We start from the raw sequence: 26,071 nt of genomic DNA, 5'->3' as shown, positions 1-26,071 counted from the left end.
ATGGATCGGGTGGGTGAACACAAGGACCGCATGCTGCGCGGTGAGCTGTACCGCGACAACGACCCCGAGCTGCTGGCCGAGCGCCGGCACTGTCAGGAGTTGCTGGACGAATTCAATGCCACCGGGGCGGGGGAGGAGGCGCGGCGCCGGGGCGTGCTGGAGAAATTGCTCGGCGAGATCGGGGAGGGCTCGTGGATCATGCCGCGCTTCCAATGCGATTACGGGTATCTGATCCGGTTGGGGCGCAACAGTTTCCTCAACTACGACGCCATCGTGCTCGATTGCGCGCCGGTGACCATAGGCGACGATGTGTCGATCGGGCCGCGCGCGCAACTGCTCACCGCCTTGCATCCGATGGCCGATCACGAACTGCGGCGGCAGCGGTGGGAGACGGCCGCGCCCATCACGATCGGCGACAATGTGTGGCTCGGCGGCGGGGTGATCGTGTGCCCGGGGGTGAGTATCGGAGCGAACACGGTGGTCGGCGCGGGCAGCGTGGTGACGCGGTCACTGCCCGAGCGGGTGTTCGCGGCGGGCAATCCCGCGCGGGTGATCCGGGAGTTGTAACCCCGCACGGCTCCCGGCACCGGGTTTCCCGTGATTACGCGAAAGTCTCTGCCCGGCAACGTTTCCGGACCTTGGTCGAATGCACTATCCGCGCACCGGAATTCGGCACCCTGCACCGATGACGCGCACCCCACGGACGCGCTACTGTCTGAGACAACGCGTCCGCGAGGTGGCGGGCGGCATCGGCAAAGGAGCCGGCCATGGCGCAACCGCAACAGCATTCGTCAACCCCCGGACAGAGCCTGCCGCTCCCACCGGACACGCGCTTCCCCATCGGGCCCGCCGTCTACCCGAGAGTCCACCTCGAACGCGGCACCGCCATCCGCATGAGCGACGGCACCGTCCTGTCGGCCGACATCACCAGGCCCGCCGACCGCTCCGGCACGCCCATCACCACCCCGCTACCGGCCGTCATCACCCTGACCCCCTACAACAAAACCCTGATGACCCGCGCGAACCCGCTGATCAGCGCCGTATCGATGGCCGCACCGCTGGTATATCGCGCGATACCGCCGTCAGCGCACGGCCGCGCGGGCGGCCGCGAAATGCTGCGCGCCCTCGGCGGCGGCGCCCTGGAAACGATCCGCGCCAGCCGCACCCTCATCTCCCGCGGCTACGTCCACCTGGCTGTCGACGTGCGCGGCACCGGCACCTCCACCGGCCGCATGGAAATCATGTCCGACCGTGAGCAACGCGACCACCTCGAAGTACTGGCCTGGGTGCGCCAACAACCCTGGTGCAACGGCGATCTCGCCATGACCGGCATCTCCTACCTCGCGCTCACCGCTCTGCAAACCGCCGGCCACCGCCCCGAGGGCCTCAAAGCCGTGTTCTCCCTGGTCGGCTCCGAAGACCCCACCCGCGACCTGATCCTCACCGGCGGCATCCAATCCATGTTCAGCCTGGCCTGGTTCGCCGGCGTCAACGGCCTCAAATGGCTGCCCTCCATCCCCGGCCTGCTGAAAACCGGCACCACCGCCCGCTACCTCCGCGACCGTGCCGCCACCCCGTTCACCCGCCTCGGCGATATCACCGGCGTCATCCTCGACGACCGCCATCGCGAGCACTACTACCACGAAGACGCCCGCCGGCGCCGCCCCCAACTGGAGAACTTCACCGCCGCCACCTGGATCCACGCCGGCTGGCACGACGTGTTCGCCCGCTCCGCGCCCGCCCTCTACGAACGGCTCGGATTACCGCCCGGCGCAGCCCAATTGGTCATCGAGGACGGCTACCACATCAGCCCCGGCAGCGGCTTCGGCAGCACCGCACACCCGCAACGCCTGGACGAACTGCAATGCGCGTTCTTCGACCGCTGGGTCAAAGGCATCGACAACGGCATCGACGCCTACGGACCGGTCACCGTCCGCCAGATCGGCGGCGGCTGGGTCAGCCGCGACAGCTTCACCCACCCCGCCGCCCACACCCACACCTGGTACCTGTCCCACGAAACCAGCGGCGCCGCCCCGCACGCCGCCCTCGACGGCTCACTCACCGCACACCCCGACCGCCATCCGCGCCGAATCCGGCTGCCCCGCAAGCGCCCCGGCCTCGCCTCCCAAACCACCAGCTGGATCCTGTGCGGGCTGCCCACCCTGCTCGGCCGCGACTGGTCCATCGACGACCGCGCCTACGAAACCGCCGCCCTCACCTTCACCAGCCCGCCCCTGGACGCCGACACCCTGCTCACCGGCCCGCTGAACCTGCACCTGCGCGTCACCACCGGCGGGACCGACGCCTGCTGGGCGGCCACCGTCTGCGACGTCGCCCCCGACGGCACCTCCTCGGTCATCGCCCGCGGGGCACTGCGATCCACTCGCCGCGCCATCGACGAGCAGACCAGCCGCTACCACGACGGCGCCCTCCTGACCCCCGACCATCCGCTCACCGCCGACAGCATCCTGCCCGTGAAACCCGGTGTGGCCCACGAACTCGACATCGACATCACCGCCACCGAAGCCGTCCTGCGCACCGGCCACCGCCTGCGCGTCGCCCTCACCCGCGCCAGCTGGCCGCGCTACTTCATCACCCCCGCCGTCGCCCGCACCATCAAAGACCAAACGCTGCTGCTGGACCCCCGCCACCCCAGCCACCTCACCTTCCTCGCCACCACCCTCGCACCCGAAGCCGCCGACCGGCCCGCCTGACCCGAAGTGGCTGTGCCGCAACGGGGAAGCCCGTACGGTGGGGAGATGGAGCCGGTACTTGTCACCGGTGCCGCCGGGGGACGTCAAGGATCGACCGGGCGGCATCTCACAGCGCAACTACTCGGGCGCGGGATACCAGTGCGCGCCCTCGTGCACACCGACGACGAACGCGCCACCGTGCTGCGGGCCCTCGGGGCGAAAGTGGTCGTCGGCGACCTGCGCGATCTCGCCGACGCCCGCACCGCCCTGGACGGGGTGCGCGCCGCCTACTTCACCTATCCCGTGATCGACGGATTGCTCGACGCCGCGGGCGCGTTCGCCGTCGCTGCCCGCGAAACCGGACTCGAACGCGTCGTCGCGGTCTCCCAACTCGCCGCCGGACCCGACGCCTTCACCCCGCGCATGCGCCAGCACTGGGTCGCCGAGCAGATCCTGGACTGGGCCGGCATCGGCGCGATCCACCTGCGCGCCGCCGTCTTCCACGAAAATCTCGCCCTCATCGCCGACACCGGGGACCCCACCACCCTCACCCTCCCACTCGGGCCCGCCCACACCGAACTACCGTTGATCGCCGCCGCCGACGTGGCACGCGTGGCCGCCGCCCTGCTCGCCGACCCCGCCCGCAAATCCGAGCCCGTGATCCTGCTGACCGGCGACGTCCGAACCATCGGCGATGCCGCCCGCACCCTCGGCCGCACCTACCGCGACATCGACCCCGACGCCTGGCACGCCTGGGCCCACGACTACTACGGCTCCCGGCACGCCGCCGACCATCTCACCAAACTCTGGGAGATCTTCCGCCTGCTCAGCGAAGGCACCGGCCTCTACCAGATCACCCCCGCCATCGCCGAACTCGGCGGCCACCCGCCGATCACCCTCGCCGACTACGCCGTTCACCGCCCCGGCCACTGACGGCGACGAAAACGACGGCGCCGCCGGAGAATTCCAGCGGCGCCGCGACTATTCGATCATCCCGCCCGGATCAGCCGTCACTGACCGGCGGCCGCCCGCTTCGGCAACTTCCAGCCCTTCCGCGGGAAATGGCAGGTGTAGCCGTTGGGGTAACGCTCCAGATAATCCTGATGCTCGGGCTCGGCCTCCCAGAAGTCACTCGCCGGAGTCACCTCGGTCACCACCGTGCCCGGCCACAGACCGGAGGCATTCACATCGGCGATGGTGTCCAGCGCGACCGCCTTCTGCTCGTCATCGGTATAGAAAATCGCCGACCGATACGAAGTGCCGACATCATTGCCCTGCCGATCCTTGGTGGTCGGATCGTGAATCTGGAAGAAATACTCCAGCAGCGCCCGGTAATCGGTCACCGCCGGGTCGTACTCGATCTCGATCGCCTCGGCATGACCCGGATGATTGCGGTACGTCGGATGATCATTGCGGCCACCGGTGTAGCCGACCCGCGTCGACAGCACACCCGGCTGCTTGCGGATCAGATCCTGCATACCCCAGAAACAGCCGCCCGCCAGAATCGCCTTACGCGTGTTGGTCACACTTCCTCCTTGGTGAACAGAGCCTTGAACTCCGAATAGCCTTCCGCGTCGAACCTATCCAGCGGAACGAAACGCAACGCGGCCGAATTGATGCAATAGCGCAGACCGCCCGCCGCCCGCGGCCCATCGGTGAAGACATGACCCAGATGACTGTCGCCATGCGCCGACCGCACCTCGGTACGAATCATCAAATGACTCATATCCCGCTTCTCGACCACATTCGCCGACTCGACCGGACGCGTGAAACTCGGCCAGCCCGACCCACTGTCGAACTTGTCCACCGAAGCGAACAACGGCTCACCCGAGACCACATCCACATAGAGACCCGGCTCGTGATTGTCCCAGTACTCACCCGTGAACGCCCGCTCGGTGCCGTTCTCCTGAGTGACGTGATACTGCTCCGGCGACAGCGCATCGACCGCAGCGGGATTCTTGATGTACTCCCTGGCCATGGAACCTCCTCGTGGTGACACGACCTACAACGCGGCATCCGGCCCGATCCGTTCCCCACCCCACCGCCACGTCAGACTTTCGTCACCACCGCTATTACCCAGCAGGTAATGGATCACCGCACCCACCCGTTCGTAGGATCGGAACATGCCTACACAGACGGCCGGAGATCTGCTGCGACACTGGCGCACCACCCGGCGGCTCAGCCAGCTCGAACTGGCCGGACGAGCCGAAACCTCCACGCGGCACCTCAGTTTCATCGAAACCGGCCGCGCCGTCCCCAGCCGGCAGATGATCCTGCACCTCGCCGACGAACTCGACATCCCACTGCGCGAACGCAACCGCATGCTGCTCGCCGCCGGATACGCACCCGTCTACACCGAACCCGCCCTCGACACCCCCGCCATGGAACCCGTGCGCACCGCCATCCGCCAAATCCTCACCGGACACGAACCCCACCCCGCGCTCGCCGTCGACGCCGGCTGGAACATGGTCGACGCCAACGCCGGCATCGCCCTCTTCCTCGCCGGCGTAGACCCGCGCCTGCTCACCGCACCCGTCAACGCCCTGCGCCTGAGCCTGCACCCCGACGGCCTCGCACCCAACATCATCAACCTGCCCGAATGGCGCGGCCACCTCTTCGAACGACTACAACGCCAGATCGACGTCAGCGGCGCCCCCGAACTCATCGACCTGCTCGCGGAACTGCGCGCCTACCCCGGCGGCGAAGCAGCCCCCGGCCTCCCCGAACCCGACCAAGCCGTCGTACCCCTACGCCTGCGCCTCGACGGACACGAACTCGCCTTCATCAGCGTCACCACCGTCTTCGGCACCCCCATGAACGTCACCGTCGCCGAACTCGCCATCGAAGCCTTCTTCCCCGCCGACCCCGCCACCGCCGCCCACATGCGCCGGCGCCTCACCCCGCCCGCCGAATAGGCGACACCACGACGCACCGGCACCGCATCGGCCAGAATGTGACGTCATGGACCTGACCGCGCACCTGGCCGGGCTGCTCGGCGACACCATCACCCGGCTGGAACAGCTCGGACACCGCCACGAATGGACCCTGCACCGCGCCGAAACCGGCAGCGGCACAGCCATCTTCGTCAAAGCCCTCGACGGCGCGGGCAACCCCGGCGTCCTCGGCGCGGAAACCGCCGGCCTGCGCTGGCTCGGCGCGGCCGACAACCGGCTCGTCCCGCAAGTCCTCGCCGCCGACGACCGCGTCCTCGTCCTACCCTGGCTCACCACCCAACCAGCCACCTGCGACGCCGCGGAAACCCTCGGCCGCTCCCTCGCCGCCCTGCACACCTCGGCCCCCGCCACCTACGGCGCACCCTGGCCCGGCTTCATCGCCGAACTGCCCCTGGACAATTCACCCGGCCCGGGGGAGTGGGGGAGCTGGTACGCCGAACGCCGCCTCGCCCCCTACCTGCCCGCCGCCGCCCCACTCCTCGGCCGCGACGGAGTCCGCCTCATCGAACAAGTCATCAACCGCAGCACCGAACTGGCCGGACCACCCGAACCGCCCAGCCGCCTGCACGGCGACCTCTGGTCCGGCAACGTCATCTGGAGCTCAGGCCGCGCCTACCTGATCGACCCCGCCGCCCACGGCGGCCACCGCGAAACCGACCTGGCCATGCTCGCCCTGTTCGGCGCACCCCATCTCGACCGGATCCTGGATGCCTACCAGGAGGCCGCACCCTTGAGTTCAGGCTGGCGGCAACGGATTCCCCTGCATCAACTGCATCCGCTACTGGTGCACGTGGTGCTGTTCGGCAGCCCCTATCGCGGCATGCTGCTGGCCGCCGCGGCAGCGGCCCTAGCCGGTTGACACCAGAATCACCTCACCGATCCGCACCCTGCGCCAAGCGCTGCCGTGACCCGCCACCACCCGCCGCGGCGGAATAGCGGCGGGCCAGAAGTTCACACGCCGCACGAAGCTCATCCGGGCCGACGACCTCCATATCGGTGTCGAACCTGCCGAGCGCGGCGGCCAGCGCGACCCACGACCACGAGCCCGAGACGAGACGGCAGCGGTCCGGCCCGAGTTCCTCGACGATTGCCGTCGGTACGAAATCCGTCACGGTCGCCGCCGGAACGTGCAGGATCACCTCCCCTCGATGCGGCGACGCAACCGTGCGGGCATGACCTGGCGGACAGTGGTCAATGCGCGGGCGGCGCCCTCCTCGATACCGGCCCCGGCAGTGGCGGCGATCCGCAGCGCGACCGCCAGCGCCACCGCTTGCTCATCATCGAAAAGCAGTGGGGGAAGCTCGGATCCTGCATCTCATGCCCGTCGACACCACCACCCACCTCAACTTCCGCGGCGATGCCCGGGCCGCGTTGCAATTCTACCGATCCGTTTTCGGCGGGGACCTGGCCGTCATCACCTACCGAGAGGCGGGCGCGGGGCAAAACCCAGCCGAAGCCGACCAGGTGATGTGGGGACAGGTGGTGTCCAGCAACGGTTTCCGAGTGATGGCCTACGACGCACCGGCACGGCTGCCATGGAGTCGGGGCGACACCTCCTTCTTCGTCTCGGTCCGCGGCAGGGAACCGGAGGAGATCACCCAGTACTGGAAACGCCTCTCCGAAGGAGCAACCGTCCTACAACAACTGGCGCACGCGCCAAGGGCACCGCTGTATGGAATGCTGACCGGCCGGTTCGGCGTCACCTGGGTTCTGGACGCGGTCGGCGACCACGACGGCTCCTGAAACGCGATTGCGCTCACGACGAGCCAAAGCATCGCCTCCACCGGGCCACGCATCGTAGCTTCACCGGGTATGACCACCGAATTGGGTACGCCGCTCAACGATATCGTCGATGCCACCGCCGCCGCGGTCGCGGAAGATCCCGCACGCGCCCAGGTGGTCTTCCGGGCCACCGGCACCCCGGAGGGAGTGGTCGGGAGCGCGATCGCGGCAGGCCGGTACACCATTCGGGTCGACGAGCCGCCGTCGCTGGGCGGCGCCGGGGCCGCACCCAATCCGGTCGAGGTCTACCTGGCGTCCCTGATTTCCTGCCAGGTCGTCACCTACCGATTCTGGGCGCAACGGCTCGGGGTGACCATCGACGAACTGGCCATCGACGCCGAAGGCGACCTCGACGTCCGCGGCTTCTTCGGCCTCGACGACACGGTGCGCCCCGGCTTCCGAGCCGTGCGCGTCACCGTGCGAATCAGCGGCCCGGAAACCGCGCAGCGATACACCGAATTGCAGCGCGCCGTCGACGCACACTGCCCGGTCCTCGACCTCACCACCGGCCACACTCCGGTCGAGACCACCCTCGTCACGAACTGACCCACCCCTCACCCATGGAAGGCCCCCGATGACCGACACCGCTGTGCCCGAAGACCCCACGGCCACTTGGAGTTTCGAGACCAAGCAGGTTCATGTCGGGCAAACCCCGGACGGCACCACCAACGCGCGGGCGCTGCCGATCTACCAGACCACCTCCTACACCTTCCGCGATACCGCACACGCGGCAGCACTGTTCGGGCTGGCCGAACCGGGCAACATCTACACGCGCATCATGAACCCCACCCAGGACGCGGTGGAACAGCGGATCGCCGCACTCGAAGGCGGAGTGGCCGCGCTGCTGCTGTCCTCGGGGCAGGCGGCCGAAACCTTCGCGATCCTGAACATCGCCGGCGCCGGCGACCACATCGTGTCGAGCCCGCGGCTCTACGGCGGCACCTACAACCTGTTCCGATACACCCTGCCGCGGCTCGGCATCGAAGTGAGCTTCGTCGACGATCCTGACGATCTCGAACAGTGGCGCGCCGCGATCCGCCCCAACACCAAGGCCTTCTACGGCGAAACGGTCTCCAACCCCCAGAACCATGTCCTCGACATCCCGGGCATCGCGGCAATTGCGCACGGGTCCGGCATCCCGCTGATCGTCGACAACACCGTGGCCACCCCCTACCTCATCCAGCCCTTCGCCCACGGCGCCGACATCGTCGTGCATTCGGCGACGAAATACCTGGGCGGGCACGGCGCCGCCATCGCCGGCGTGATCGTCGACGGCGGCACCTTCGATTGGCGCAGTGGACGATTCCCCGGGTTCACCGAACCCGACCCGAGCTACCACGGCGTCGTCTACGCCGACCTCGGCGCGCCCGCCTACGCCCTCAAAGCCCGCGTGCAACTGCTGCGCGATCTCGGCTCGGCGATCTCGCCGTTCAACGCCTTCCTCATCAGCCAGGGCCTGGAAACCCTCAGCCTGCGCCTCGAACGTCACGTCGCCAACGCCCGCACGGTCGCCGAATTCCTCACCGAACAACCGCAGGTCACCACCGTCTCCTACGCGGGGCTGCCGTCGTCGCCGTGGTACGAGCGCGGAAAACAACTGGCACCCAAGGGCGTCGGCGCCATCATCGGCTTCGAACTGGCCGGGGGAGTGGACGCGGGCAAACGCTTCGTCGAGGCCCTGACCCTGCACAGCCACGTCGCGAATATCGGCGACGTGCGCTCCCTGGTGATCCACCCCGCCTCCACCACCCATTCCCAGCTCACCCCCGAAGAACAGCTCGCCGCGGGCGTCACGCCGGGCTTGGTCCGCCTCGCCGTCGGAATCGAGGGCATCGAGGACATCCTCGCCGATCTGCGAACCGGATTTGCCGCCGCCGCAGCGTGATTCAAGCGGGGTAGGGGGCTCAACGCCGTAGAGGCGTCGGGCCCCCTACCTGTTATGGCGTGAGCGATGAGCCGAACCGGCCCTCGCATTGCGCGCCCCCGCAGCTCAAACCTGTAGTAATTACATATCTACATGGAAATATGCGCATCTACGCATGTGGTCGTCAGTATGTCGCAGGAACGCCACACACTCTCGAACTGTTCAAAGAACAGCCCAGGGGAGGGGGCCGGCCGCGCCGGCCGATTTCTGTCGGAGGGGTGGGCTAGCGTCTGGCAGGTGGAGCTGCAACGGATCCATCACGTCGCGATCATCGCCTCGGATTACGAGAAGTCGAAGGCGTTCTATGTCGAGGTCCTCGGGCTGAAAGTGCTGGCCGAGCACCTTCGGGTCGAAAGGTGTTCGTACAAGCTGGATCTGGCGCTCCCGGACGGCGGGCAGCTGGAGCTGTTCTCCTTCCCGGAGCCGCCCCCGCGGCCGTCCCGGCCGGAGGCCGCCGGCCTGCGCCATCTGGCCTTCGTGGTACCGGATGTGGGTGAGGCCCTGGCCGAACTCGCAGGACGGGGTGCGCGAGTGGAGGAGCTGCGGGTCGACGAGTTCACGGGGAAGCGTTTCGGTTTCTTCTTCGATCCGGATGGCCTGCCGCTCGAACTGTACGAAGCATGAGCGGCGGCGCCCTCGGCGTCTCGGACATCCAATTAGGCAATGGCACTATGCGCATCTATGCATGTATTCCTGATTGAAGAATCCCGTCCTCACCACCCGGCGAACAGAACGAGTCCAACCAATCAGACTGAAGGCTCTTGAAAAGAGGGGCTCGTCCCGTCGGCTGGTTACCGTGCGATCGGCTGGACCGTATCGGGGTGCGAGTGTGGTTGTGCCGCAAGCATTTGCGGGCTTCGCGGCGAGATCTTGCGGTGCCGCGCGGTTATCCGTTCCGGGTCTCCCATACGATGGGGCGCATGACCAAAGTGCTCCTGAAGACCTCCGCCGGGGATATCACCCTGGAACTCGACGAGGCCAAGGCGCCGAAGACCGTCGCGAATTTCGTCGACTACGTCAAGGCGGGCCACTACTCCAATACGGTGTTCCACCGGGTTATCCCGAATTTCATGATTCAGGGTGGCGGGTTCACTCCTGAGTTCCAGCAGAAGCCGGCGCCGCAGACCGTGGAGAACGAGGCGTCGAACGGGCTGAAGAACGACAAGTACACCGTCGCGATGGCGCGTACGTCGGCTCCGCATTCGGCGAGCGCGCAGTTCTTCATCAACACCAGCAACAATGGCTTCCTGAACTACCCGGGCCAGGATGGTTTCGGTTACGCGGTGTTCGGCAAGGTCGTGGACGGCACCGATGTGGTGGATGCGATCGAGGGTGTGGCGACCGGTAACAAGGGCGGCCACGGCGATGTGCCGAAGGATCTCGCCGGCGTGACCATTCTCTCGGCCGAGCTGGCCTGACGTCTGCTCGCAACGTGAACGCGCCGGGTTCGAATCGAACCCGGCGCGTTGTGTTTTCGGCGGTCAGGCGTCGAGGACGCGGACTTCGTGTTTGGCGACGGGCGGCAGTACCGACCAGGGGAAGTTGATCCAGCGGTCGGTGCGTTTCCACACGTATTCGCAGTCCACTTCGGAGTGGGGTTTCTGGTAGATGACCGCGCAGCGGACTTCGGCGACGTGGTCGGCGCAGAAGTCGCGCACGAGTTTCAGGGTTTTGCCGGTGTCGGCGACGTCGTCGGCGACCAGGACGGTCGCGCCGGTGAGGTCGACTTTGCTGGGGACGGGCGGGAGCATGACGGGCAGGTCGAGCCGCTGGTTCACGCCGGTGTAGAACTCGACGTTCATGACGTGCAGGTTCTTGACGTCGAGGGCGTAGCCGAGGGATCCGGCTACGAATAGCCCGCCGCGGGCGATCGAGAGGATCAGGTCGGGTTCGAAGCCGTCGTCTGCGATGGTTTGCGCGAGCTCGCGGCTCGCGTCACCGAATAGTTCCCAGCTGAGTTCCTCGCGATCGCTCATCCGCGCATCGTATCGACTCACGGCTGGTGGGTGATCGTGTACCACAGCAGTGCGAGTGTTCCGAGGGCGAACAGTGGTACGACGACAAGGGTTTCCATCTTGTTGCCGGTGCGGTCGATGATGGGTAGCCGGGTGCGGACCTTGAGTGGCCACAGCAGCCGGCAGCCGCGGTCGGTGAGGCAGTCGCCGATGAGGTGGGCGAGGGCGCCGAGTCCGACGGAGAAGGGCAGCCAGGCGGGTTTGTCGCTGATCCAGTGGTCGATGGCGAAGGTTCCGCAGGCGGCGAGGATCACCACTGTGCCCCAGGCTTTGATGCTGTCGCCGGTGGGTGCGAGGTTGAGTGCGCGTACGGCGAGGGCGAGCAGGAAGAAGACGAGCGCGAGGGTGAAGTTGCGTCCGATCCAGTGTTCGCCGGCCCAGGTGCCGTAGGTGACGAGGGCGACGAAGGCGAAGCTGTGGGTGCCGTGGCGGTGTCCGCCGGAGATCCACGAGATGGCTTTGCAGGCGGCGTGGCTGACGGGCCCGAGGACATGGGAGATGGTGCCGTTGGGGTGGTCGGCGTCGGGGAGCAGGGCGGCGCCGGCGGTGAGGAAGGTTCCCATGACGAGGTCGACGCCGCCGATGGCCCCGGATTGCATTGCGGGGTAGGTCAATACGGTGAGCGGGAGCGCCGCGGCTGCTGCCGACCAGGCGAGCGCGCCGCTGGTCGCGTGTGAATGTCCTAGCACCGCGTGAACGTTAGCTGAATTGCCGGTGTGGTCCGGGAGGTGCGGGTGTGAGCTGAGGAACGTTCGGCGGCAACGCAGTTGGGGTTTTCGCGGGTGCGGGTCGCCGGCGGCGGGTGTGGTGGACAGGTCATGGAGCTCACCTCTCGTCGTCTTCGAGCGTACGGCATGCGAAAGCGGCTGTGGCGGAGTTGTTTTGGTCTCTCGGGCCGGGGGATGGGTGGCCCCTGTACGGCGTCCGAATCGGGTGAAATAGTGTCGGAGCCGAATACGCTTTCCGCTCAGAGAGGAACGGACATGTCGGTAGCGTCCGCGGTGAAGGATCAGATCCAGCAGATCGGTGGGGGATTCATGTTCTCCCGGGAGGCGAAGGTCTTCGTCGCGGAGGTGGGGGTGCCGGGTTTCCTACCGGCCTACACGCGTGGGCGTGCGGGCGTGCTGGGGGAGGTGCCCGCCGATATCGTGGTGGCGGCCTTCGGTTTCTTCCCCGCCGGGCCGATCAGCGCGGCTTGGGAGTCGACGGCGGCGATGCCCGCGGCCAAGGGCGCGGAGGGCTATCTGCGGGCCTGCCAGGATTTCGGGCGTCGCAAGCTGGCGGGGTTCGAACCGGCCGAGCGTTTGGCGGAGCTGTTGGACAAGGTGGTGTCGGCGGCGGATCCGGCGGGGGTGCCGTTGTTCGCGGGCTGGCGGGCGCTGCCGCAGGCGCAGGATGCCCCGGCTCGCGTGCTGCATTTGATTCAGGCTCTGCGGGAACTGCGTGGCGGCCTGCATTTGATGGCGGTGCGGGCCAGTGGTTTGACCCCGTTGCAGGCGGTGCTGATTGGGGGTTCTCCGCTCTCGTCGGGGCCGGATCAGGCGCGTAGTTATGGCTGGCCGGAGCCGTTCGAGGAGATCACCGCGGAGTTGAAGGGCCGGTGGATGCAGGCCGAGGCGCTGACCGATGAGTTGAGTGCGCCGGTGTTCGCGGTGTTGAGCGAGGCGGAGGGCCGGGAGTTGGTGTCTTTGCTGACTGCTTGTCACGAAACGGTTTTCGCGCGCCGCTGAGGAAGGCTGCGGGGCGGTGTGGGCCGCCCCGGCCGGGTTCACCGTTGCAGGAACTCGAGGCTCACGCGTTCGAAGGCTTGCTTCGCTTCGTACATGACCCAGTGCCCGCACTGGGGAAACACGTGCATTTCGGCGTTCGGAATGACTCGCAGCGGTACCAGTGCCATATCGAGCGGGCATTGCCGGTCGTCGGCGCCCCAGGCGAGCAGCGTCGGGCATTTCACCTGGTGCAGGAGTGACCAGTAGGGCGGGGTGGGGGAGCCGGTGCGGAATTGTTGTTGGATGGCGAAGGCTTCCGAGCCGTACATGGCTTTGAGCGCCGCATGCGATTCGGGGTTCTTCGCTGTCTCCCAGCGTTCTTCGATGAGGTCGTCGGTGAGCATCTTCGGGTCGTGGACCATGCATTCCAGCCAGCGCAGCAGCCCGTCGCGGCTGGGTGCGTCGGCGAACTGTTGTAGCAGCCGGGTGCCTTCGCTGGGGGTGGGTCCGAACAGTCCGGTGCCGACCCCGCCGATGGAGATGATCTTCCGTACTCGGGTGGGATGTTGGACCGCTACGTTGACCGCGACCACGCCGCCCATGGAATTGCCGATGAGTGCGGCGGATTCGAGAGGTTTCAGTGCGGTGGCGGGGTGCTTGCATGAGTGAATCGCATACCGCGCATGCGCAATTCGATCGCGTGAACTCCGTGGCGCGGCATAGGCTCGCGGGAACAGGGGAGCGGGAAGGATCGGGGTATGGCGCAGGCGGGAGTGCTGCGGGTCGCGCAGCTGAACATGGGGTCGCTGCTGGAGCCGCATTGGGAGCGGCGGCGGCAGGAGATCCTGGCGTGGTTCGAACGCTTGGACCCGGATGTGGTGTGCCTGCAAGAGGTTTGGGAGGATGTGGGGGAGCCGGGCAGCAATACGGCGGGCTGGTTGGTGCAGAACGCGCCGGAGGGGCGCTGGCACTGGTGTTTCGGCGGTTACGCGCTGCCGTTCCTGCCCGATCGCCCGCAGTTGCGGTTCGGGTCGGCCGTTTTGAGCCGCTGGCCGATCGATCGTCATGAGGTGATCGCGTTGCCGGTGGATCCGTCGCCGCCGGATCCGCACCCGTCCTGGACCATGCAGGCCGAACTTTTGTACGCGCACACCGCCGGCGCTGACGTGTTCAGCACTCATCTCGCGCCGCCGCCCGCGCAGGCGTATCAGCGGGTGCGGCAGGTCCTGGCCATCGACGCCGCGATCCGCGCTCGCCACGAGAAGGACACCACCGCGCTGCCGCCGATCCTGTGCGGTGACTTCAACGCCAAACCGGACTCGGACGAGATGCGGTTCCTGGGCGCCAACGCGGTCATCGAGGGCCGCAGCACCTATTACGTGGACGCCTGGTCGACCCTGCGCCCCGGCGATCCCGGCCGCACCTACGATCCGCTGACCAATCCGTCCGCGCGGTTCCTGAACGTGCCGCCGCAACGCATCGACTATGTGATGGTGGGGGATCCGTTCCTGCGTCCCGAAGGCGCCGGGCGGCTGCTGGAGGTCGAGCCGGCCTTCCACGAACCGTTGACCGGCATCCTCGCCAGCGACCATTACGGTCTGGTCGCCGATATCCGCTGGCCGCAGAAACCCGCCACCGCTTGACCTTTCGGCCCGCACAGCGCGGCGCCCCGCGAACCCGTCCGGTTCGCGGGGCGCGACGGCAGGGGAGTGCTCAGGCCAGGTCGAAGCGATCCAGGTTCATCACCTTGGTCCAGGCCTTGACGAAATCGGTCACGAACTTCTGCTTGGCGTCATCGGTGGCGTACACCTCGGCGATGGCGCGCACCTGCGAGTTCGACCCGAAGAACAGGTCGATGCGGCTGCCGGTCCACACGGTCTTGCCGGTGGCGCGGTCCACGCCCTCGTAGCTGCCGTCATCGGCCGCTGACGGCTTCCATTCGGTCGCCATATCCAGCAGGTTCACGAAGAAGTCGTTGCTCAGCACACCCGGGTTCGAGGTGAACACACCCTGCTGCGAGCCTTTGTGATTGGCGCCCAGCACCCGCAGGCCACCGATGAGCACCGTCATCTCCGGCGCCGACAGCGTCAGCAGGTTCGCGCGATCCACCAGCTGGTATTCGGCCGGCAGCCGGTGCCCCTTGCCCAGGTAGTTGCGGAACCCGTCGGCGGTCGGCTCCAACGCCGAGAACGACTCCACATCGGTGTCCTGCTGGGTGGCGTCGGCGCGGCCCGGCGCGAACGGCACCTCGATATCGAACCCGCCCGCCTTGGCCGCCTGCTCGATGGCCGCGACACCGCCGAGCACCACCAGGTCCGCGAACGAGACCCGCACATTGCCGGTCTGGGCCGAATTGAACTGCTCCTGAACGCCTTCCAGCACCCGGATGACCTGCGCCAGCTCGTCGGGGTCGTTGACCTCCCAGCCCGACTGCGGTTCCAGCCGGATCCGGCCGCCGTTCGCGCCGCCGCGCTTGTCGCTGCCACGGAAGGAGGAGGCCGCGGCCCACGCGGTCGAAACCAGCTGCGCCACCGTCAGACCCGAGGCCAGGATGCGCGACTTGAGGTCGGCGATCTCGGCGGCGCCGACCAGCTCGTGGTCGACGGCCGGGATCGGGTCCTGCCACAGCAGGGTCTCCGAGGGCACCAGCGGGCCCAGGTAGCGCACGACCGGACCCATATCGCGGTGGGTCAGCTTGTACCAGGCTTTGGCGAACTCCTGGGCCAGCTCTTCGGGATGCTCGAGCCAGCGGCGGGTGATCTGCTCGTAGATGGGGTCCAGGCGCATCGACAGGTCGGTGGTGAGCATGCCGGGCGCGATGGTCTTGCCTTCCACATGCGCATCGGGCACCGTGCCCGCGCCGCCCGCGTTCTTGGGCGTCCACTGGTTGGCGCCGGCGGGGGACTTGGTCAGCTCCCACTCGTAGCCGTAGAGGGTTTCCAGGAACGAGTTGTCCCACTTGGTGGGGGTGGGGGTCCAGGTGACTTCGAGCCCGGAGGTGATGGCGTCCTTGCCGACGCCGGTGCCGAAGCTGGACTTCCAGCCCAGGCCCTGCTGTTCGATCGGCGCGGCTTCGGGTTCGGGGCCGACGAGTTCGGCGTCGCCGGCGCCGTGAGTTTTGCCGAAGGTGTGGCCGCCGACGATCAGCGCCGCGGTCTCCACATCGTTCATGGCCATGCGCCGGAAGGTTTCGCGGATATCGATCGCGGCAGCGAGGGGGTCCGGATTGCCGTTGGGGCCTTCCGGATTCACGTAGATCAGGCCCATCTGGACCGCGGCGAGCGGGTTCTCCAGGTCACGGGTGCCGGTGTAGCGCTCATCGCCGAGCCAGGTGTGCTCGGGACCCCAGTACACGTCCTCTTCGGGCTCCCACTGGTCTTCGCGGCCGCCACCGAAACCGAAGGTTTCGAAGCCCATCGACTCGAGCGCGACGTTACCGGCGTACACGATCAGGTCGGCCCACGACAGTTTCTGCCCGTACTTCTGCTTCACCGGCCACAGCAGCCGGCGCGCCTTGTCCAGGGAGGCGTTGTCGGGCCAGGAGTTCAGGGGAGCGAAGCGCTGCATGCCCGCACCGGCTCCACCGCGCCCGTCGTTGATGCGGTAGGTGCCCGCGGCATGCCAGGCCATGCGGACGAAGAACGGCCCGTAATGCCCGAAGTCGGCCGGCCACCAGTCCTGCGAGGTGGTCATGACCGCTTCGATATCGGCCTTCACCGCCGCCAGGTCCAGGGTCTTGAACGCGGCCGCGTAATCGAAGTCCGCGCCCATCGGGTTGATGACGTCCGGGTTCTTCTGCAAGATCTTCAAATTGACCTGGTCGGGCCACCAGTCCCGGTTGCTGCCGCCCTCGGTCGGCGGCTTGAGGCGTCCGGTCACGGGGCAGCCCGCGGCGGGCTCCGTGCTGGCCTCTCCGATGGGCGGGTGTTCAACAGACACGGCGATTCCTTTCAGGGGAGTGCGATCGGGCTGCGATCACTGTTGGGGCACTGAGGTTTTCGAACAGGCAGGGCACAGGCCCCAATAGATGACCTCGGCTTCGTCCAGTACGAACCCGTTGTCGTCGGAAGCGGTCAGGCAGGGCGCGTCACCGACGGCGCAATCGACATCGGTGATGACCCCGCAGGACCGGCACACCAAATGGTGGTGGTTGTCGCCGACCCGGGTCTCGTACCGGGCCACCGATCCCATCGGCTGAATCCGCCGCACGAGTCCCGCCGCGGTCAATGCCTTCAACACGTCGTAGACAGCCTGATGCGAGACCGCTCCGAGACTGTGTCGAACCTGCACGAGGATCGAGTCGGTATCGGCATGCGGATGCTCGTGCACGGTGCGCAACACCGCGACCCGCGGCGCCGTCACACGCAGTGACGCATCGCGGAGCATCCGCTCGAAGTCCGAACCACTGGACACATCCCGAAGTATGACTCATTCAAGTCTTGCGGGGACCCGTTTCAACCAACCATCCTCGAGTCATTCCTCGGCCGTTCATTTGGAGGATGCGACGAAGGTGGGGGCCACCCAACGAACGACTACTTGACATAATGTTGATTATCGGCGTATTTACGACGGGGGCCGGAGCGGGGAAAACTGTTGTGTGACATGCGCATTCGGTGCCTGCCGTGTGGATCCCCCTCCTGGGCTGTCGGTTATGCGTGTCCGGCTGGTTCGGTGTTGTGTGGGTCGTTCGAGGCGGAAACTGCTGCCGGAGTTTATTTTTCGGTTCAGTGTGGGTTTGCCGGAAAATTTACGGATCCGCGTGGTTGGTGCAATCGGGGCTGATCGGGGGTTGATTCGACGCTCCCCCGTGCCCCGCGCTCCACCTTCAAAGCGTCACTGTGACGGAATAATGGAGGGATGGGGACCGTCATCGGTGACTCGGGTGAACACTACGAGGTCGACGACATGCCGTTCGGGGAGCTCGGGGCGGGCGTGCTGGGGTATCGGTGCCGGGATGGGTGGGGACGTGAGCGGGTGTGTAAGCGGGGCGTGGTGGATGCGGGGGTTCGGGAGGTGGCCGGGTATGGGCGGGCCGCGGTGTGGGCGGCCGAGCGCAGTGCGGCGGTGAGTGTGGAGAGTGCGGTGCAGTGGCCGATCGATACCGTGTCCGAGGGGGATTCGGTGGTGGCGGTGATGGTGCCGGTGGTGCCGCAGGGGTGTCTGCTCGAGGGCGGGATGGTGCGGACGCTGGAATATCTGTGCCTGCCTTCACGGAATCCGCCCGGGGCGGCGCGACGGGTGGGGGTGCTGATCCGGGTGTGTGACATCTTCGCGGCGCTCGAGGTGGATGGGTATGTGCATGGCGGGGTGAGCTTGCGCGGGCTGGGTTGGGGTGCGGAGCCGGTGCAGGCGTATCTGCTGGACGGGGATCGGTTACGGCCGCGGGAGCAGGTGCGTGAGCCCGAGGCTGATCGGCTGGCGCTGGCGGTGCTGATCTATCAGGGGCTGTTCCTGGGGCCCGGGGCGGCGTCGCAGGTGGTGGCGGCGTGGCGGGCGAATCAGTTGCTGGGTGAGGTGGATTGGCGGTTGCGGGGGCTGTTCGAGCGGGCTTTCGATGGGGGCCGCGACGGGCTGCCGACCGCCTCGGAATGGCGGGTGGCATTGACCGGTGTGTATTTGACCGCTGACGCGGGGGCGTATCGGAGCGCGGAATTGCGGTTGCTGGATCAGCAGGCGGAGCATTTCCGGGGCACGGTGATCGGGCCGGTGGCGACCTGGCCGGGGCGATTCGATCCGCCGCCGGTTGCTTCGTCGCGGATGTCGGTGGCTCGGATCGCGGCGATCGCGGCCGCGGTGCTGGTGCTGCTGGGCGGGGCGATCGGAATCGGTATGGGGACGGCCGCGCTCACCGGCCGGTCCGGGCGTGACGCGGCGCCGAACGCCGATCCGCTCTCGACCGCTACCGTCGCGTTGGATACCAAGGCCATGGTCAGTGCCGATCCGCCGAGCGTCGGGGGGTCTCCTGCGCCGGTGGTGACCGCCGCGCCCGTGACCACGACGACTCCCCCGGCGGCCGATCCGTATGCCGCGGTGGTCGTCGCCTATTTCGATGCCATCAATCGCAAGGATTTCGCGACCGCGTGGCAGCTGGGCGGGCGCAAGATCGACAACGGTGATTGGGATCATTTCGTGCACCAGTTCGACACGCTGGCAAAGGATGTCGTGACGGTGTATCCGACCGGCGGGTCGACGGTGTACATGCATTTGGATGCGTATCAGAACGATGGCGGTGTGCTGCGGTTCGACGGGTACTACGTGATCGGTGATTGGGCTATCGTGGACTGGAGTGTTCATCGCAGTGGTTGAGGCTCCTCCCCCGCGATTCCGCTACTCCCCCAACACTATTCGTCACAGTGACGTAATGAGGGCTGGTGTCTGGTCATCCATGATTGCGGCGATATACGCCCGCCGCGCCCGGATGCAATGGTGCGATCCCGGTGCCGATGAGCGAACGCGCCTCCAGGAACTGGGTGCCCGCCGCCTCCGCCGGAACCAGCGAATCCGGGTGCGTGAGCAGCAGTTCGGTCAGCGCGGCCGCCGTATCGTCGGGCAGTGACGGACTGGTGACGAGCAGGTTCGCCACACCGATGGTGTGCACGGCGGGCGAATTGGGGTAGGTGCCCGCGGGAATCAGCACCGGATCGTAGAGATAGCCGAAGCGGTCCCGCATCGGCTCGGCCAACCCGGCCAGATCCAGCAACCGGATCGACGGCTCGGCCAGCGCCGGCGTGGGCACCCCGCCCGCCCACAGCAACGCGTCCAGCTGTCCGGCGTTCAGCGCGGTGACCGCCTCACGCAGCGGCAGATGGCTGATGGATACCTCGCCGCGGGTGAGCCCGGCCGCCAGCAGCAGTTTCTCGCCGGTATGGGTGGCGCCGGAACCGGAGGCGCCCAGGTTGATTCGCGCACCCCGCAGCTCGGTGACCGTGCTCAGCGTCCCGGTCGCGGCGACAGCGAGTTGGAGGTAGTTCTCGTAGACGCGGCCGATCGCCGGCGGCGGGTCGGGGTTGTCGTCGAGCGAGTCGGCCAGGATCAAGGCCGTGTCGGCGTCCCCGCGCGCGAGCAGCGCCAGATTGTCGACCGACCCGGCGGTGGCGATCACTTCGATGCGCAGGCCGGTGGGTGCGGCGATGCGGGAAAGTTGTTGCGCGAAAGCGTGATAGAAGCCGCCGGTCTCCCCCGCCGCCAGCCGCACCATGGCTCGATTCGCGCCGGAAGCGCAGCCGGTGGCGGCGAGCAGGCCCGCTGCGGTGGCGAAAGCCGCGCTGTAGCGCAGGAATCGGCGGCGGGAGAGCCCGTCGGGGTGTCGCGGGTTCATGGTTGCTCCGGTGCGGGCAGCTCGATGATCACGGCCAGCCCGTGCGGTCGCACCGATTCGATACGAAGGCTGCCGTGCACCGATTTCACCAGTGCCGCCGCGATCGGCAACCCGAGCCCGGAGCCGCCGATCCCCTGCGCCGTGCTGCCGCGGAAGAAACGTGTGGTGAGGTCGGCGAGTTCGGGCTCGGGCACTCCGGGGCCGTCGTCGGTGACGGTGATCGCGGCGCCGCCCGCGGTGGCGGACAGGGTGATACGGGTATGGGCGCCGGGGCCGGCGTAGCGGGACGAATTGCTCAGCGCCACATCCAGGATCTGTGCCAGCACATCCGCCGACACCGCCGCCTCGAGGCGTTCGGTCTCGGTGCCGGTGAGCGTCAACGCCATACCCGCCTGTTCGAACGCGCTGTGCCAGGCATCGATCCGGTCGGCGGCGACCGCCCGCACCGCACAGGATCGGCTGTGCCGGACCGGGGTGACGGCGTGGCCTTCGGCGACGGCGAGGGTGAGCAGATCGTCCAGCAGTGCGGTGAGCCGTTCGACTTCGCGGGTCGCCCCGTGGAAGGTGGGTGCGGCGGTGGCGGGAATGGCCGGTTCGAGCGAATCGAGGCGGATGGTCAACGCGGCCAGTGGATTGCGCATGGCGTGCGCGGTGTCATCGACCAGGCGGCGTTGCGCGGCCGCGGAATCGCGCACCGCCAGCGCCATGGTGTCCACCGATTCGGCGACCGCCCGCAATTCCGGTGGCCCGCCGTGGCGGCGGGTCATGGCGGCGGTGGTGCGCGGTTTGGGCAGGCTCGCGGTGAGTGCGGCGACCGCGGCCGACAGTCCGGCCAGTGGGCGCAGCACCCAGCGGGACAGGATCAACGCCAGCGCCGTGAACACGGTCATGGCGGCCAGCGCGCCCACCGCGACAACCGCCCACAGCCGGGTGATGTCGGTGCGTGCGGGTGCGGTGGAGACGGTGATCAGTACCGCGCCGTCCACGTGCACGTCACTGCCGACCGGGCGGGCGATCAGCAGTGTCGAAGGCCCCCACGGCAGCAGCCGCGCCGGGGTGGCGGGCCGCTGATTGCGGCGCGCGGCCGCCAGGGCCGCGGCGATGGCCGGATCGCCGGCGTCGACTCCGGCGTTGACGATCGGGGCTCCGCGTGCGTCCACCACCAGCACCGGTTCCCCGTACAGCTGCTGGTAGCGGTCCACTTCTGCGGCCAGTCCGCGATTGTCGCCGAGGGTGGCCGCGGTGACCGCGAGCGCGGCGAAGCGGTCGGCATCACCGATCCGGTCGCCCACGAGCTGCTGGGTGCGGCTGGTGGCGGCGGTCAGGCACAGTGGGACCGCGAACGCGAGCACCGCGAGGGTGGCGAACACGGTCAAGGCGAACAGCAGGCGGCGACGCACGGATCATTCGCCCCAGCGGTAGCCGTAGCCGCGGATGGTGGTGATCAGTCCGGGCCGGTCGAGTTTGGCGCGCAACCCGGTCATGTGCACGTCCAGGGTGCGTGAGACCGCCACGAACGCGTCCCCCCAGATGCGGTCCATCAGCTGCTGGCGGCTCACCGCCGCCCCGGGCCGCTCCACCAGTGCTTCCACGAGCTCGAATTCCTTTGTGGTGAGCGGTATCTCGACGCCCGCGAGCTCCACGCGCCGGGCTTGCAGATCGACGCGCACATCCCCGGTCTGCACGATCCGCGCCCCGGCCGGGGCGGCGGACATCGCATGGCGGCGCGCCACATTGTCGATGCGGGCGAGCAGTTCGGCGATGCGGGGCGGTTTGACCACGTAATCGTCGGCCCCGCCGCGCAATCCGCGCACGATGGAGCGTTCGTCACTGCGCGCGGTCAAGATCACCACCGGTACCGTGCTGACTTCCCGCAGCTGCCGCAGGATGGTCAGCCCGTCCGCGTCGGGCAATCCCAGATCCAGCACGATCGCGTCGTATCCGCGGTGCGCGGTCAGCAGATCCGCGCCGCGCCGCATCCGGTCGGTGTGATGCCCGCGCGCGGTGAACGCTTCGACGAGCGCGTCACCGACCCCGTCATCGTCTTCGACCACCGCCAAACGCATGGGGCTGATTCTCTCCTGAAGGGCCGGCCGCAGGGCCGCCGGGCCGGGATGGGGTGAGGCCGGGCACCGCTGATGTCCGGCCTCGAGGGGTTCAGCGGGCGGTGACGGGTGTGTCCGCGCCCGCCGCCGGTGCCTGCGCGGGGGTTCGCGATTCGGCGTCGATCGCCGAATCGGCGGAGGTTTCGCGCATGAAGAAGTAGGTGAGCAGCGAGATCAGGATGCAGCCGGTCACGTACCAGAAGTACAGCGATTCGTGGCCGGCCTTCTTCAATGCCAGCGCGATCATCTCCGCGGTGCCGCCGAAGATCGCCACGGTCAGCGCGTACGGCAGCCCGACCCCGAGGGCGCGGATGCGGGTGGGGAACAGTTCGGCCTTCACGATCGCGTTGATCGAGGTGTATCCGGTGATGATGACCAGTGCGGCCAGCATCAGCAGGAATGCGGGGATCGCGTCGGTGGTGTGGCCGAGCATCGTCATGATCGGCACCGTGCACACCGTGCCCGCCACCCCGAAGGTGATGAGCAGTGTGCGGCGCCCGATGCGATCGGAGAGCGCGCCCGCGATCGGCTGCAACACCACGAACACCAGCAACGCCACGAAGTTGATCCACGCCGCGGTCGATTTCGAGATGCCGGAGGTGTTGACCATGTATTTCTGCATGTAGGTGGTGTAGGTGTAGAACGCCACCGTGCCGCCGAGGGTCAAGCCGACCACGAGCAGGCATTCGCGCGGATACTTCAACAGCACCTGCAACGAGCCCTGACCGGATCCGGGTTGCGCGGCAGCGTTTTCGGTGCGGAAGGATTCGGATTCGTCCATGCCGCGCCGCAGCCACATCACCACGATGGCCGCGCTCGCCCCGATCAGGAACGGGATCCGCCAACCCCACGCATACATTTGCGCACTGGTCAGGAACTGCAAGAGCACCAGCTGCACCCCGAGCGCGATCAGCTGCCCGGCCACCAGGGTCACGTATTGGAAGCTGGAGTAGAACCCGCGCCGCCCCGCCGAGGCCACCTCCGACAGGTAGGTGGCGCTGGTGGCGTACTCCCCGCCCACCGACAGTCCTTGCAACAGCCGCGCCAGCAGCAGGATCACCGGCGCCGCCAGCCCGATGGTCGCGAAACTCGGTGTCACCGCGATCAACAGCGATCCCGCCGCCATCACCGTCACCGACAGGGTCAGGGCCGCGCGCCGCCCGAACCGGTCGGCGTAGCGGCCCAGCGCCCAGCCGCCCAGCGGGCGCATCAGGAATCCGACCGCGAATACCGCTGCGGCCGAAAGCAATTGCGCGGTCGCGTCCCCTTCGGGGAAGAACGCTTTGGCGAAGTAGACGCTGAACGCCGCGTAGACGTACCAGTCGTACCATTCGACGAGATTGCCGATCGAGCCGCGCAGCACGTTCGCTACCACCCGGCGTTCCCCGCCCGGCGCTGTTGTTGTCACTGGGTTCTCCTTCACTGGCGCGAGATGCCGCATCGCATCCCGCACCCACTGTGGCGGGCGACACATCCCGGCAGAAGAGGTCCGCGGGTTTCCTAACAGTCCCTTAGGACGAACGGGATCGCGGCGCCGCCGCCGGTGCCGGCGGAGCTGAAATCGGCGGGGACACGGCGGGTTCGGCGGGCGGCATCGCGCAATCGAGCGAAATCCTGGGCGCGGTGCGGCAACCCCGACCCGGCTGGGGGAAATGTACGGATTCGGGGTGTGTGGGGGCGGGTGCGGCTCTACCGTCGGTGCAAGGCCCGGTGGTGAGTGGAGCGAGAAGCGTGATGAGTGAAGCGATGACGTCCCCTGCGGCGTTCCAGGCGACGGCCGCGATCGACCCGGACGCGATCGCGGTCCGCACGATCGGCGGCACCCGAACCTTGACCTGGGGCGAGTACGCGGCGCAGGTGAAAGCGGTGGCGGCGGGGCTGGCCGGATTGGGAATCGGGCGCGGGGACACCGTGGCGTTGATGATGGCCAACCGGGTCGAGTTCTATCCGCTCGAGGTCGGCGCCCAGCACACCGGGGCGACCGCGTTCTCGGTGTACAACACCCTCTCGGCCGAGCAACTCGAGTACGTGTTCGGCAATGCCGGTAACCGGGTGGTGATCTGCGAGGCCCAATACGTGCCGCGAGTGCGTGCGAGCGGGGTGCCGATCGAGACCATCGTGTGCGTGGACGGCCCGGTGCCCGGCACGCTCAGCGTCCAGGAGTTGATCGCCGCGGGGCGCGAGGACTTCGACTTCGACGCCCGCTGGCAGTCGATCACCGGCGAGGATATCGTCACCCTCTGCTACACCTCCGGCACCACCGGCAACCCCAAGGGCGTGGAGATCAGCCACGCCAACCTGGCCTTCGAATGCCGCGCCTACGCCTCGGTGATGCCGGTCGAGTTCGGGGACCGCGTCACCTCGTTCCTGCCGACCGCGCACATGGCCGACCGGGTCACCGCCCTGTACCTGCACCAGTACTACGGCACCCAGATCACCGTGGTACCCGACCGCACCCAGTTGCCGGCGGCGCTGGCCGACGTGCACCCGACCGTGTGGGGTGCGGTGCCGCGCGTGTGGGAGAAACTCAAAGCGGCCGTGGAGTTCTCGGTCGCAGGCGAACCCGACCCCGAGCGCAGATCCGTGCTGGAGTGGGCGCTGGGGGTGGCCGCGCGCAAAGCCGCCGCGCACCTGGCCGGTGCGGCCCTGGACGACACGCAGGCCGCGGAGTGGGAGCGCGCCGATGAGCTGGTGTTGTCGAAGCTGCGCGCCAAAATCGGGTTGGATCAACTGAAGTGGGCGCTGTCGGGGGCCGCGCCGATCCCGCCGGAGACCCTCGGGTTCTTCTTCGGGCTCGGCATCCCCATCTCCGAGGTGTGGGGTATGTCGGAGCTGACCTGCGTCGCCAGCGTCAGCCCGCCGCAGCAGGCCCGGCTGGGGACGGTCGGGAAACTGTTGCCGGGCCTGGAATCACGTATCGCCGAGGACGGGGAGTTCCTGGTGCGCGGGCCGCTGGTGATGCGCGCCTACCGCGGCGAACCCGCCAAAACCCGCGACGCGCTCGACGAGCAGGGGTGGCTGCACACCGGCGATATCGTCACCCAGGACAGCGAAGGCTATCTGCGGGTGGTGGACCGGAAGAAAGAACTCATCATCAACGCCGGCGGCAAGAACATGTCACCGGCCAATATCGAGAACGCGGTCAAGGCCGCCACCCCGCTGATCGGGGCCATCGCCACCATCGGGGACGCGCGCGCCTACAACACCGCGCTCATCGTCATCGACGCCGAAACCGCGCAACCCTATGCGACGCAGCATCATTTGGCCGACGGGTCGGTCGCGGCGCTGGCGGTGGACAAGGAAGTCGTCGCCGAGATCGCGCGCGGGGTGGCGGCCGGGAACGCGAAATTGTCACGGGTCGAGCAGATCAAACGCTTCACCATCCTGCCCACGTTCTGGGAGCCGGGCGGAGACGAGATCACGCTGACGATGAAACTGCGACGCAAACCCATCGCCGCCAAATACGCCGAGCAGATCGAGCGCATGTACTCCCCCGAACTTCCCGACGGCGTGCACGAACCGGCCGCCGGGCAGAACGCGAACGCCTGAACAAGGGTGTCGAGCTGGGCCG

The 26,071-nt window shown here is 67.7% G+C and carries 26 protein-coding genes and 1 pseudogene; 14 read left to right on the top strand and 13 right to left on the bottom strand.

Annotated features, from left to right (window positions below; translation table 11 throughout):
- The 3 genes from NI1_RS17790 to NI1_RS17780 all read left to right on the top strand — a co-directional run bounded on the left by NI1_RS17790 (position 1) and on the right by NI1_RS17780 (position 3,626).
- On the top strand, positions 1–567 hold the full coding sequence (locus NI1_RS17790) for a sugar O-acetyltransferase (RefSeq protein WP_439957272.1): 567 nt from the start codon (positions 1–3) through the stop codon (positions 565–567).
- Between the two features lie 200 nt (positions 568–767).
- Entirely contained in the window at positions 768–2,714 is a 1,947-nt protein-coding gene (locus NI1_RS17785) for a CocE/NonD family hydrolase (protein ID WP_067821601.1), read from the top strand.
- 45 nt (positions 2,715–2,759) lie between these two features.
- Positions 2,760–3,626 carry an NAD(P)H-binding protein gene (locus NI1_RS17780; RefSeq protein ID WP_084523357.1) on the top strand — a complete coding sequence of 289 codons (867 nt, stop codon included), beginning with the start codon at positions 2,760–2,762 and terminating at the stop codon, positions 3,624–3,626.
- Between the two features lie 77 nt (positions 3,627–3,703).
- Here NI1_RS17780 and msrA read toward each other — a convergent pair whose 3' ends face one another.
- Together msrA and msrB are read right to left on the bottom strand one after the other, a co-directional pair.
- Positions 3,704–4,219, bottom strand: coding sequence for a peptide-methionine (S)-S-oxide reductase MsrA (gene msrA, locus NI1_RS17775; RefSeq protein ID WP_067821594.1), 516 nt, complete (start codon positions 4,217–4,219; stop codon positions 3,704–3,706).
- Entirely contained in the window at positions 4,216–4,671 is a 456-nt protein-coding gene (gene msrB, locus NI1_RS17770; RefSeq protein ID WP_067821592.1) for a peptide-methionine (R)-S-oxide reductase MsrB, read from the bottom strand. Before msrB ends, msrA begins: the two co-directional genes overlap by 4 nt.
- Before the next feature lie 145 nt (positions 4,672–4,816).
- Here msrB and NI1_RS17765 point away from each other — a divergent pair, with 145 nt between their 5' ends.
- The gene (locus NI1_RS17765; RefSeq protein ID WP_067821589.1) at positions 4,817–5,608 is read left to right on the top strand and encodes a helix-turn-helix domain-containing protein; all 792 of its coding nucleotides are present in this window, start codon (positions 4,817–4,819) and stop codon (positions 5,606–5,608) included.
- Between the two features lie 46 nt (positions 5,609–5,654).
- Positions 5,655–6,506 (top strand): fructosamine kinase family protein, encoded by an 852-nt coding sequence (locus tag NI1_RS17760; RefSeq protein ID WP_067821586.1) that lies wholly within the window; start codon positions 5,655–5,657, stop codon positions 6,504–6,506.
- 13 nt (positions 6,507–6,519) lie between these two features.
- Here NI1_RS17760 and NI1_RS39360 read toward each other — a convergent pair whose 3' ends face one another.
- Positions 6,520–6,786 carry a hypothetical protein gene (locus NI1_RS39360; RefSeq protein WP_067821583.1) on the bottom strand — a complete coding sequence of 89 codons (267 nt, stop codon included), beginning with the start codon at positions 6,784–6,786 and terminating at the stop codon, positions 6,520–6,522.
- Positions 6,783–6,914, bottom strand: a complete 132-nt coding sequence (locus tag NI1_RS39885; protein ID WP_281179500.1) for a hypothetical protein — start codon at positions 6,912–6,914, stop codon at positions 6,783–6,785. Before NI1_RS39885 ends, NI1_RS39360 begins: the two co-directional genes overlap by 4 nt.
- 50 nt (positions 6,915–6,964) lie before the next feature.
- Here NI1_RS39885 and NI1_RS17750 point away from each other — a divergent pair, with 50 nt between their 5' ends.
- The 5 genes from NI1_RS17750 to NI1_RS17730 all read left to right on the top strand — a co-directional run bounded on the left by NI1_RS17750 (position 6,965) and on the right by NI1_RS17730 (position 10,771).
- Entirely contained in the window at positions 6,965–7,390 is a 426-nt protein-coding gene (locus tag NI1_RS17750) for a VOC family protein (protein ID WP_067822530.1), read from the top strand.
- Between the two features lie 69 nt (positions 7,391–7,459).
- The gene (locus NI1_RS17745; RefSeq protein ID WP_067821580.1) at positions 7,460–7,975 is read left to right on the top strand and encodes an OsmC family protein; all 516 of its coding nucleotides are present in this window, start codon (positions 7,460–7,462) and stop codon (positions 7,973–7,975) included.
- A 28-nt stretch (positions 7,976–8,003) separates the two neighbouring features.
- Entirely contained in the window at positions 8,004–9,314 is a 1,311-nt protein-coding gene (locus NI1_RS17740; protein WP_067821577.1) for a bifunctional o-acetylhomoserine/o-acetylserine sulfhydrylase, read from the top strand.
- A 276-nt stretch (positions 9,315–9,590) separates the two neighbouring features.
- Positions 9,591–9,977, top strand: a complete 387-nt coding sequence (gene gloA2 / locus NI1_RS17735; protein ID WP_067821574.1) for an SMU1112c/YaeR family gloxylase I-like metalloprotein — start codon at positions 9,591–9,593, stop codon at positions 9,975–9,977.
- 296 nt (positions 9,978–10,273) lie between these two features.
- Positions 10,274–10,771, top strand: a complete 498-nt coding sequence (locus tag NI1_RS17730; protein ID WP_067822527.1) for a peptidylprolyl isomerase — start codon at positions 10,274–10,276, stop codon at positions 10,769–10,771.
- Between the two features lie 63 nt (positions 10,772–10,834).
- Here NI1_RS17730 and NI1_RS17725 read toward each other — a convergent pair whose 3' ends face one another.
- Both NI1_RS17725 and NI1_RS17720 read right to left on the bottom strand, forming a co-directional pair.
- Positions 10,835–11,329, bottom strand: a complete 495-nt coding sequence (locus NI1_RS17725; protein ID WP_067709131.1) for a phosphoribosyltransferase — start codon at positions 11,327–11,329, stop codon at positions 10,835–10,837.
- 17 nt (positions 11,330–11,346) lie between these two features.
- Complete coding sequence (locus tag NI1_RS17720; protein WP_067821571.1) at positions 11,347–12,057, bottom strand: metal-dependent hydrolase; 711 nt, start codon at positions 12,055–12,057, stop codon at positions 11,347–11,349.
- Positions 12,058–12,351: 294 nt separating this feature from the next.
- Between NI1_RS17720 and NI1_RS17715 the strand changes: the two genes are divergently transcribed.
- On the top strand, positions 12,352–13,098 hold the full coding sequence (locus tag NI1_RS17715; protein ID WP_067821568.1) for an SCO6745 family protein: 747 nt from the start codon (positions 12,352–12,354) through the stop codon (positions 13,096–13,098).
- A gap of 38 nt (positions 13,099–13,136) precedes the next feature.
- Here NI1_RS17715 and NI1_RS17710 read toward each other — a convergent pair.
- A pseudogene (locus NI1_RS17710) lies at positions 13,137–13,709 on the bottom strand (alpha/beta fold hydrolase); the annotation flags it as partial.
- 126 nt (positions 13,710–13,835) lie between these two features.
- Here NI1_RS17710 and NI1_RS17705 point away from each other — a divergent pair.
- Complete coding sequence (locus tag NI1_RS17705; RefSeq protein WP_067821563.1) at positions 13,836–14,720, top strand: endonuclease/exonuclease/phosphatase family protein; 885 nt, start codon at positions 13,836–13,838, stop codon at positions 14,718–14,720.
- 70 nt (positions 14,721–14,790) lie between these two features.
- On the opposite strand, the gene katG is transcribed toward NI1_RS17705, so the two are convergent.
- The gene (katG, locus tag NI1_RS17700) at positions 14,791–17,016 is read right to left on the bottom strand and encodes a catalase/peroxidase HPI (RefSeq protein ID WP_067821560.1); all 2,226 of its coding nucleotides are present in this window, start codon (positions 17,014–17,016) and stop codon (positions 14,791–14,793) included.
- Positions 17,017–17,052: 36 nt separating this feature from the next.
- Positions 17,053–17,463, bottom strand: a complete 411-nt coding sequence (locus NI1_RS17695; protein WP_439957281.1) for a Fur family transcriptional regulator — start codon at positions 17,461–17,463, stop codon at positions 17,053–17,055.
- A 471-nt stretch (positions 17,464–17,934) separates the two neighbouring features.
- Between NI1_RS17695 and NI1_RS39880 the strand changes: the two genes are divergently transcribed.
- Positions 17,935–19,383 (top strand): hypothetical protein, encoded by a 1,449-nt coding sequence (locus tag NI1_RS39880; protein ID WP_067821555.1) that lies wholly within the window; start codon positions 17,935–17,937, stop codon positions 19,381–19,383.
- A 73-nt stretch (positions 19,384–19,456) separates the two neighbouring features.
- On the opposite strand, the gene NI1_RS17685 is transcribed toward NI1_RS39880, so the two are convergent.
- From NI1_RS17685 to NI1_RS17670, 4 genes are all read right to left on the bottom strand, one after another.
- Positions 19,457–20,395, bottom strand: a complete 939-nt coding sequence (locus tag NI1_RS17685; protein ID WP_067821553.1) for a TAXI family TRAP transporter solute-binding subunit — start codon at positions 20,393–20,395, stop codon at positions 19,457–19,459.
- Positions 20,392–21,795, bottom strand: a complete 1,404-nt coding sequence (locus NI1_RS17680) for a sensor histidine kinase (protein ID WP_067821550.1) — start codon at positions 21,793–21,795, stop codon at positions 20,392–20,394. Before NI1_RS17680 ends, NI1_RS17685 begins: the two co-directional genes overlap by 4 nt.
- A gap of 3 nt (positions 21,796–21,798) precedes the next feature.
- Positions 21,799–22,461: a response regulator transcription factor gene (locus tag NI1_RS17675; protein WP_067821547.1), complete on the bottom strand. Its 663-nt coding sequence runs from the start codon at positions 22,459–22,461 to the stop codon at positions 21,799–21,801.
- 91 nt (positions 22,462–22,552) lie between these two features.
- On the bottom strand, positions 22,553–23,941 hold the full coding sequence (locus NI1_RS17670; protein ID WP_067821544.1) for an MFS transporter: 1,389 nt from the start codon (positions 23,939–23,941) through the stop codon (positions 22,553–22,555).
- A gap of 305 nt (positions 23,942–24,246) precedes the next feature.
- Between NI1_RS17670 and fadD11 the strand changes: the two genes are divergently transcribed.
- Entirely contained in the window at positions 24,247–26,049 is a 1,803-nt protein-coding gene (gene fadD11 / locus NI1_RS17665; RefSeq protein ID WP_067822524.1) for a fatty acid--CoA ligase FadD11, read from the top strand.
- Positions 26,050–26,071: the final 22 nt, after the last annotated feature.

The organism is Nocardia inohanensis NBRC 100128 (assembly GCF_001612945.1).
Lineage (GTDB): Bacteria > Actinomycetota > Actinomycetes > Mycobacteriales > Mycobacteriaceae > Nocardia > Nocardia inohanensis.
This window is presented reverse-complemented; position numbering and strand designations above follow the sequence as displayed.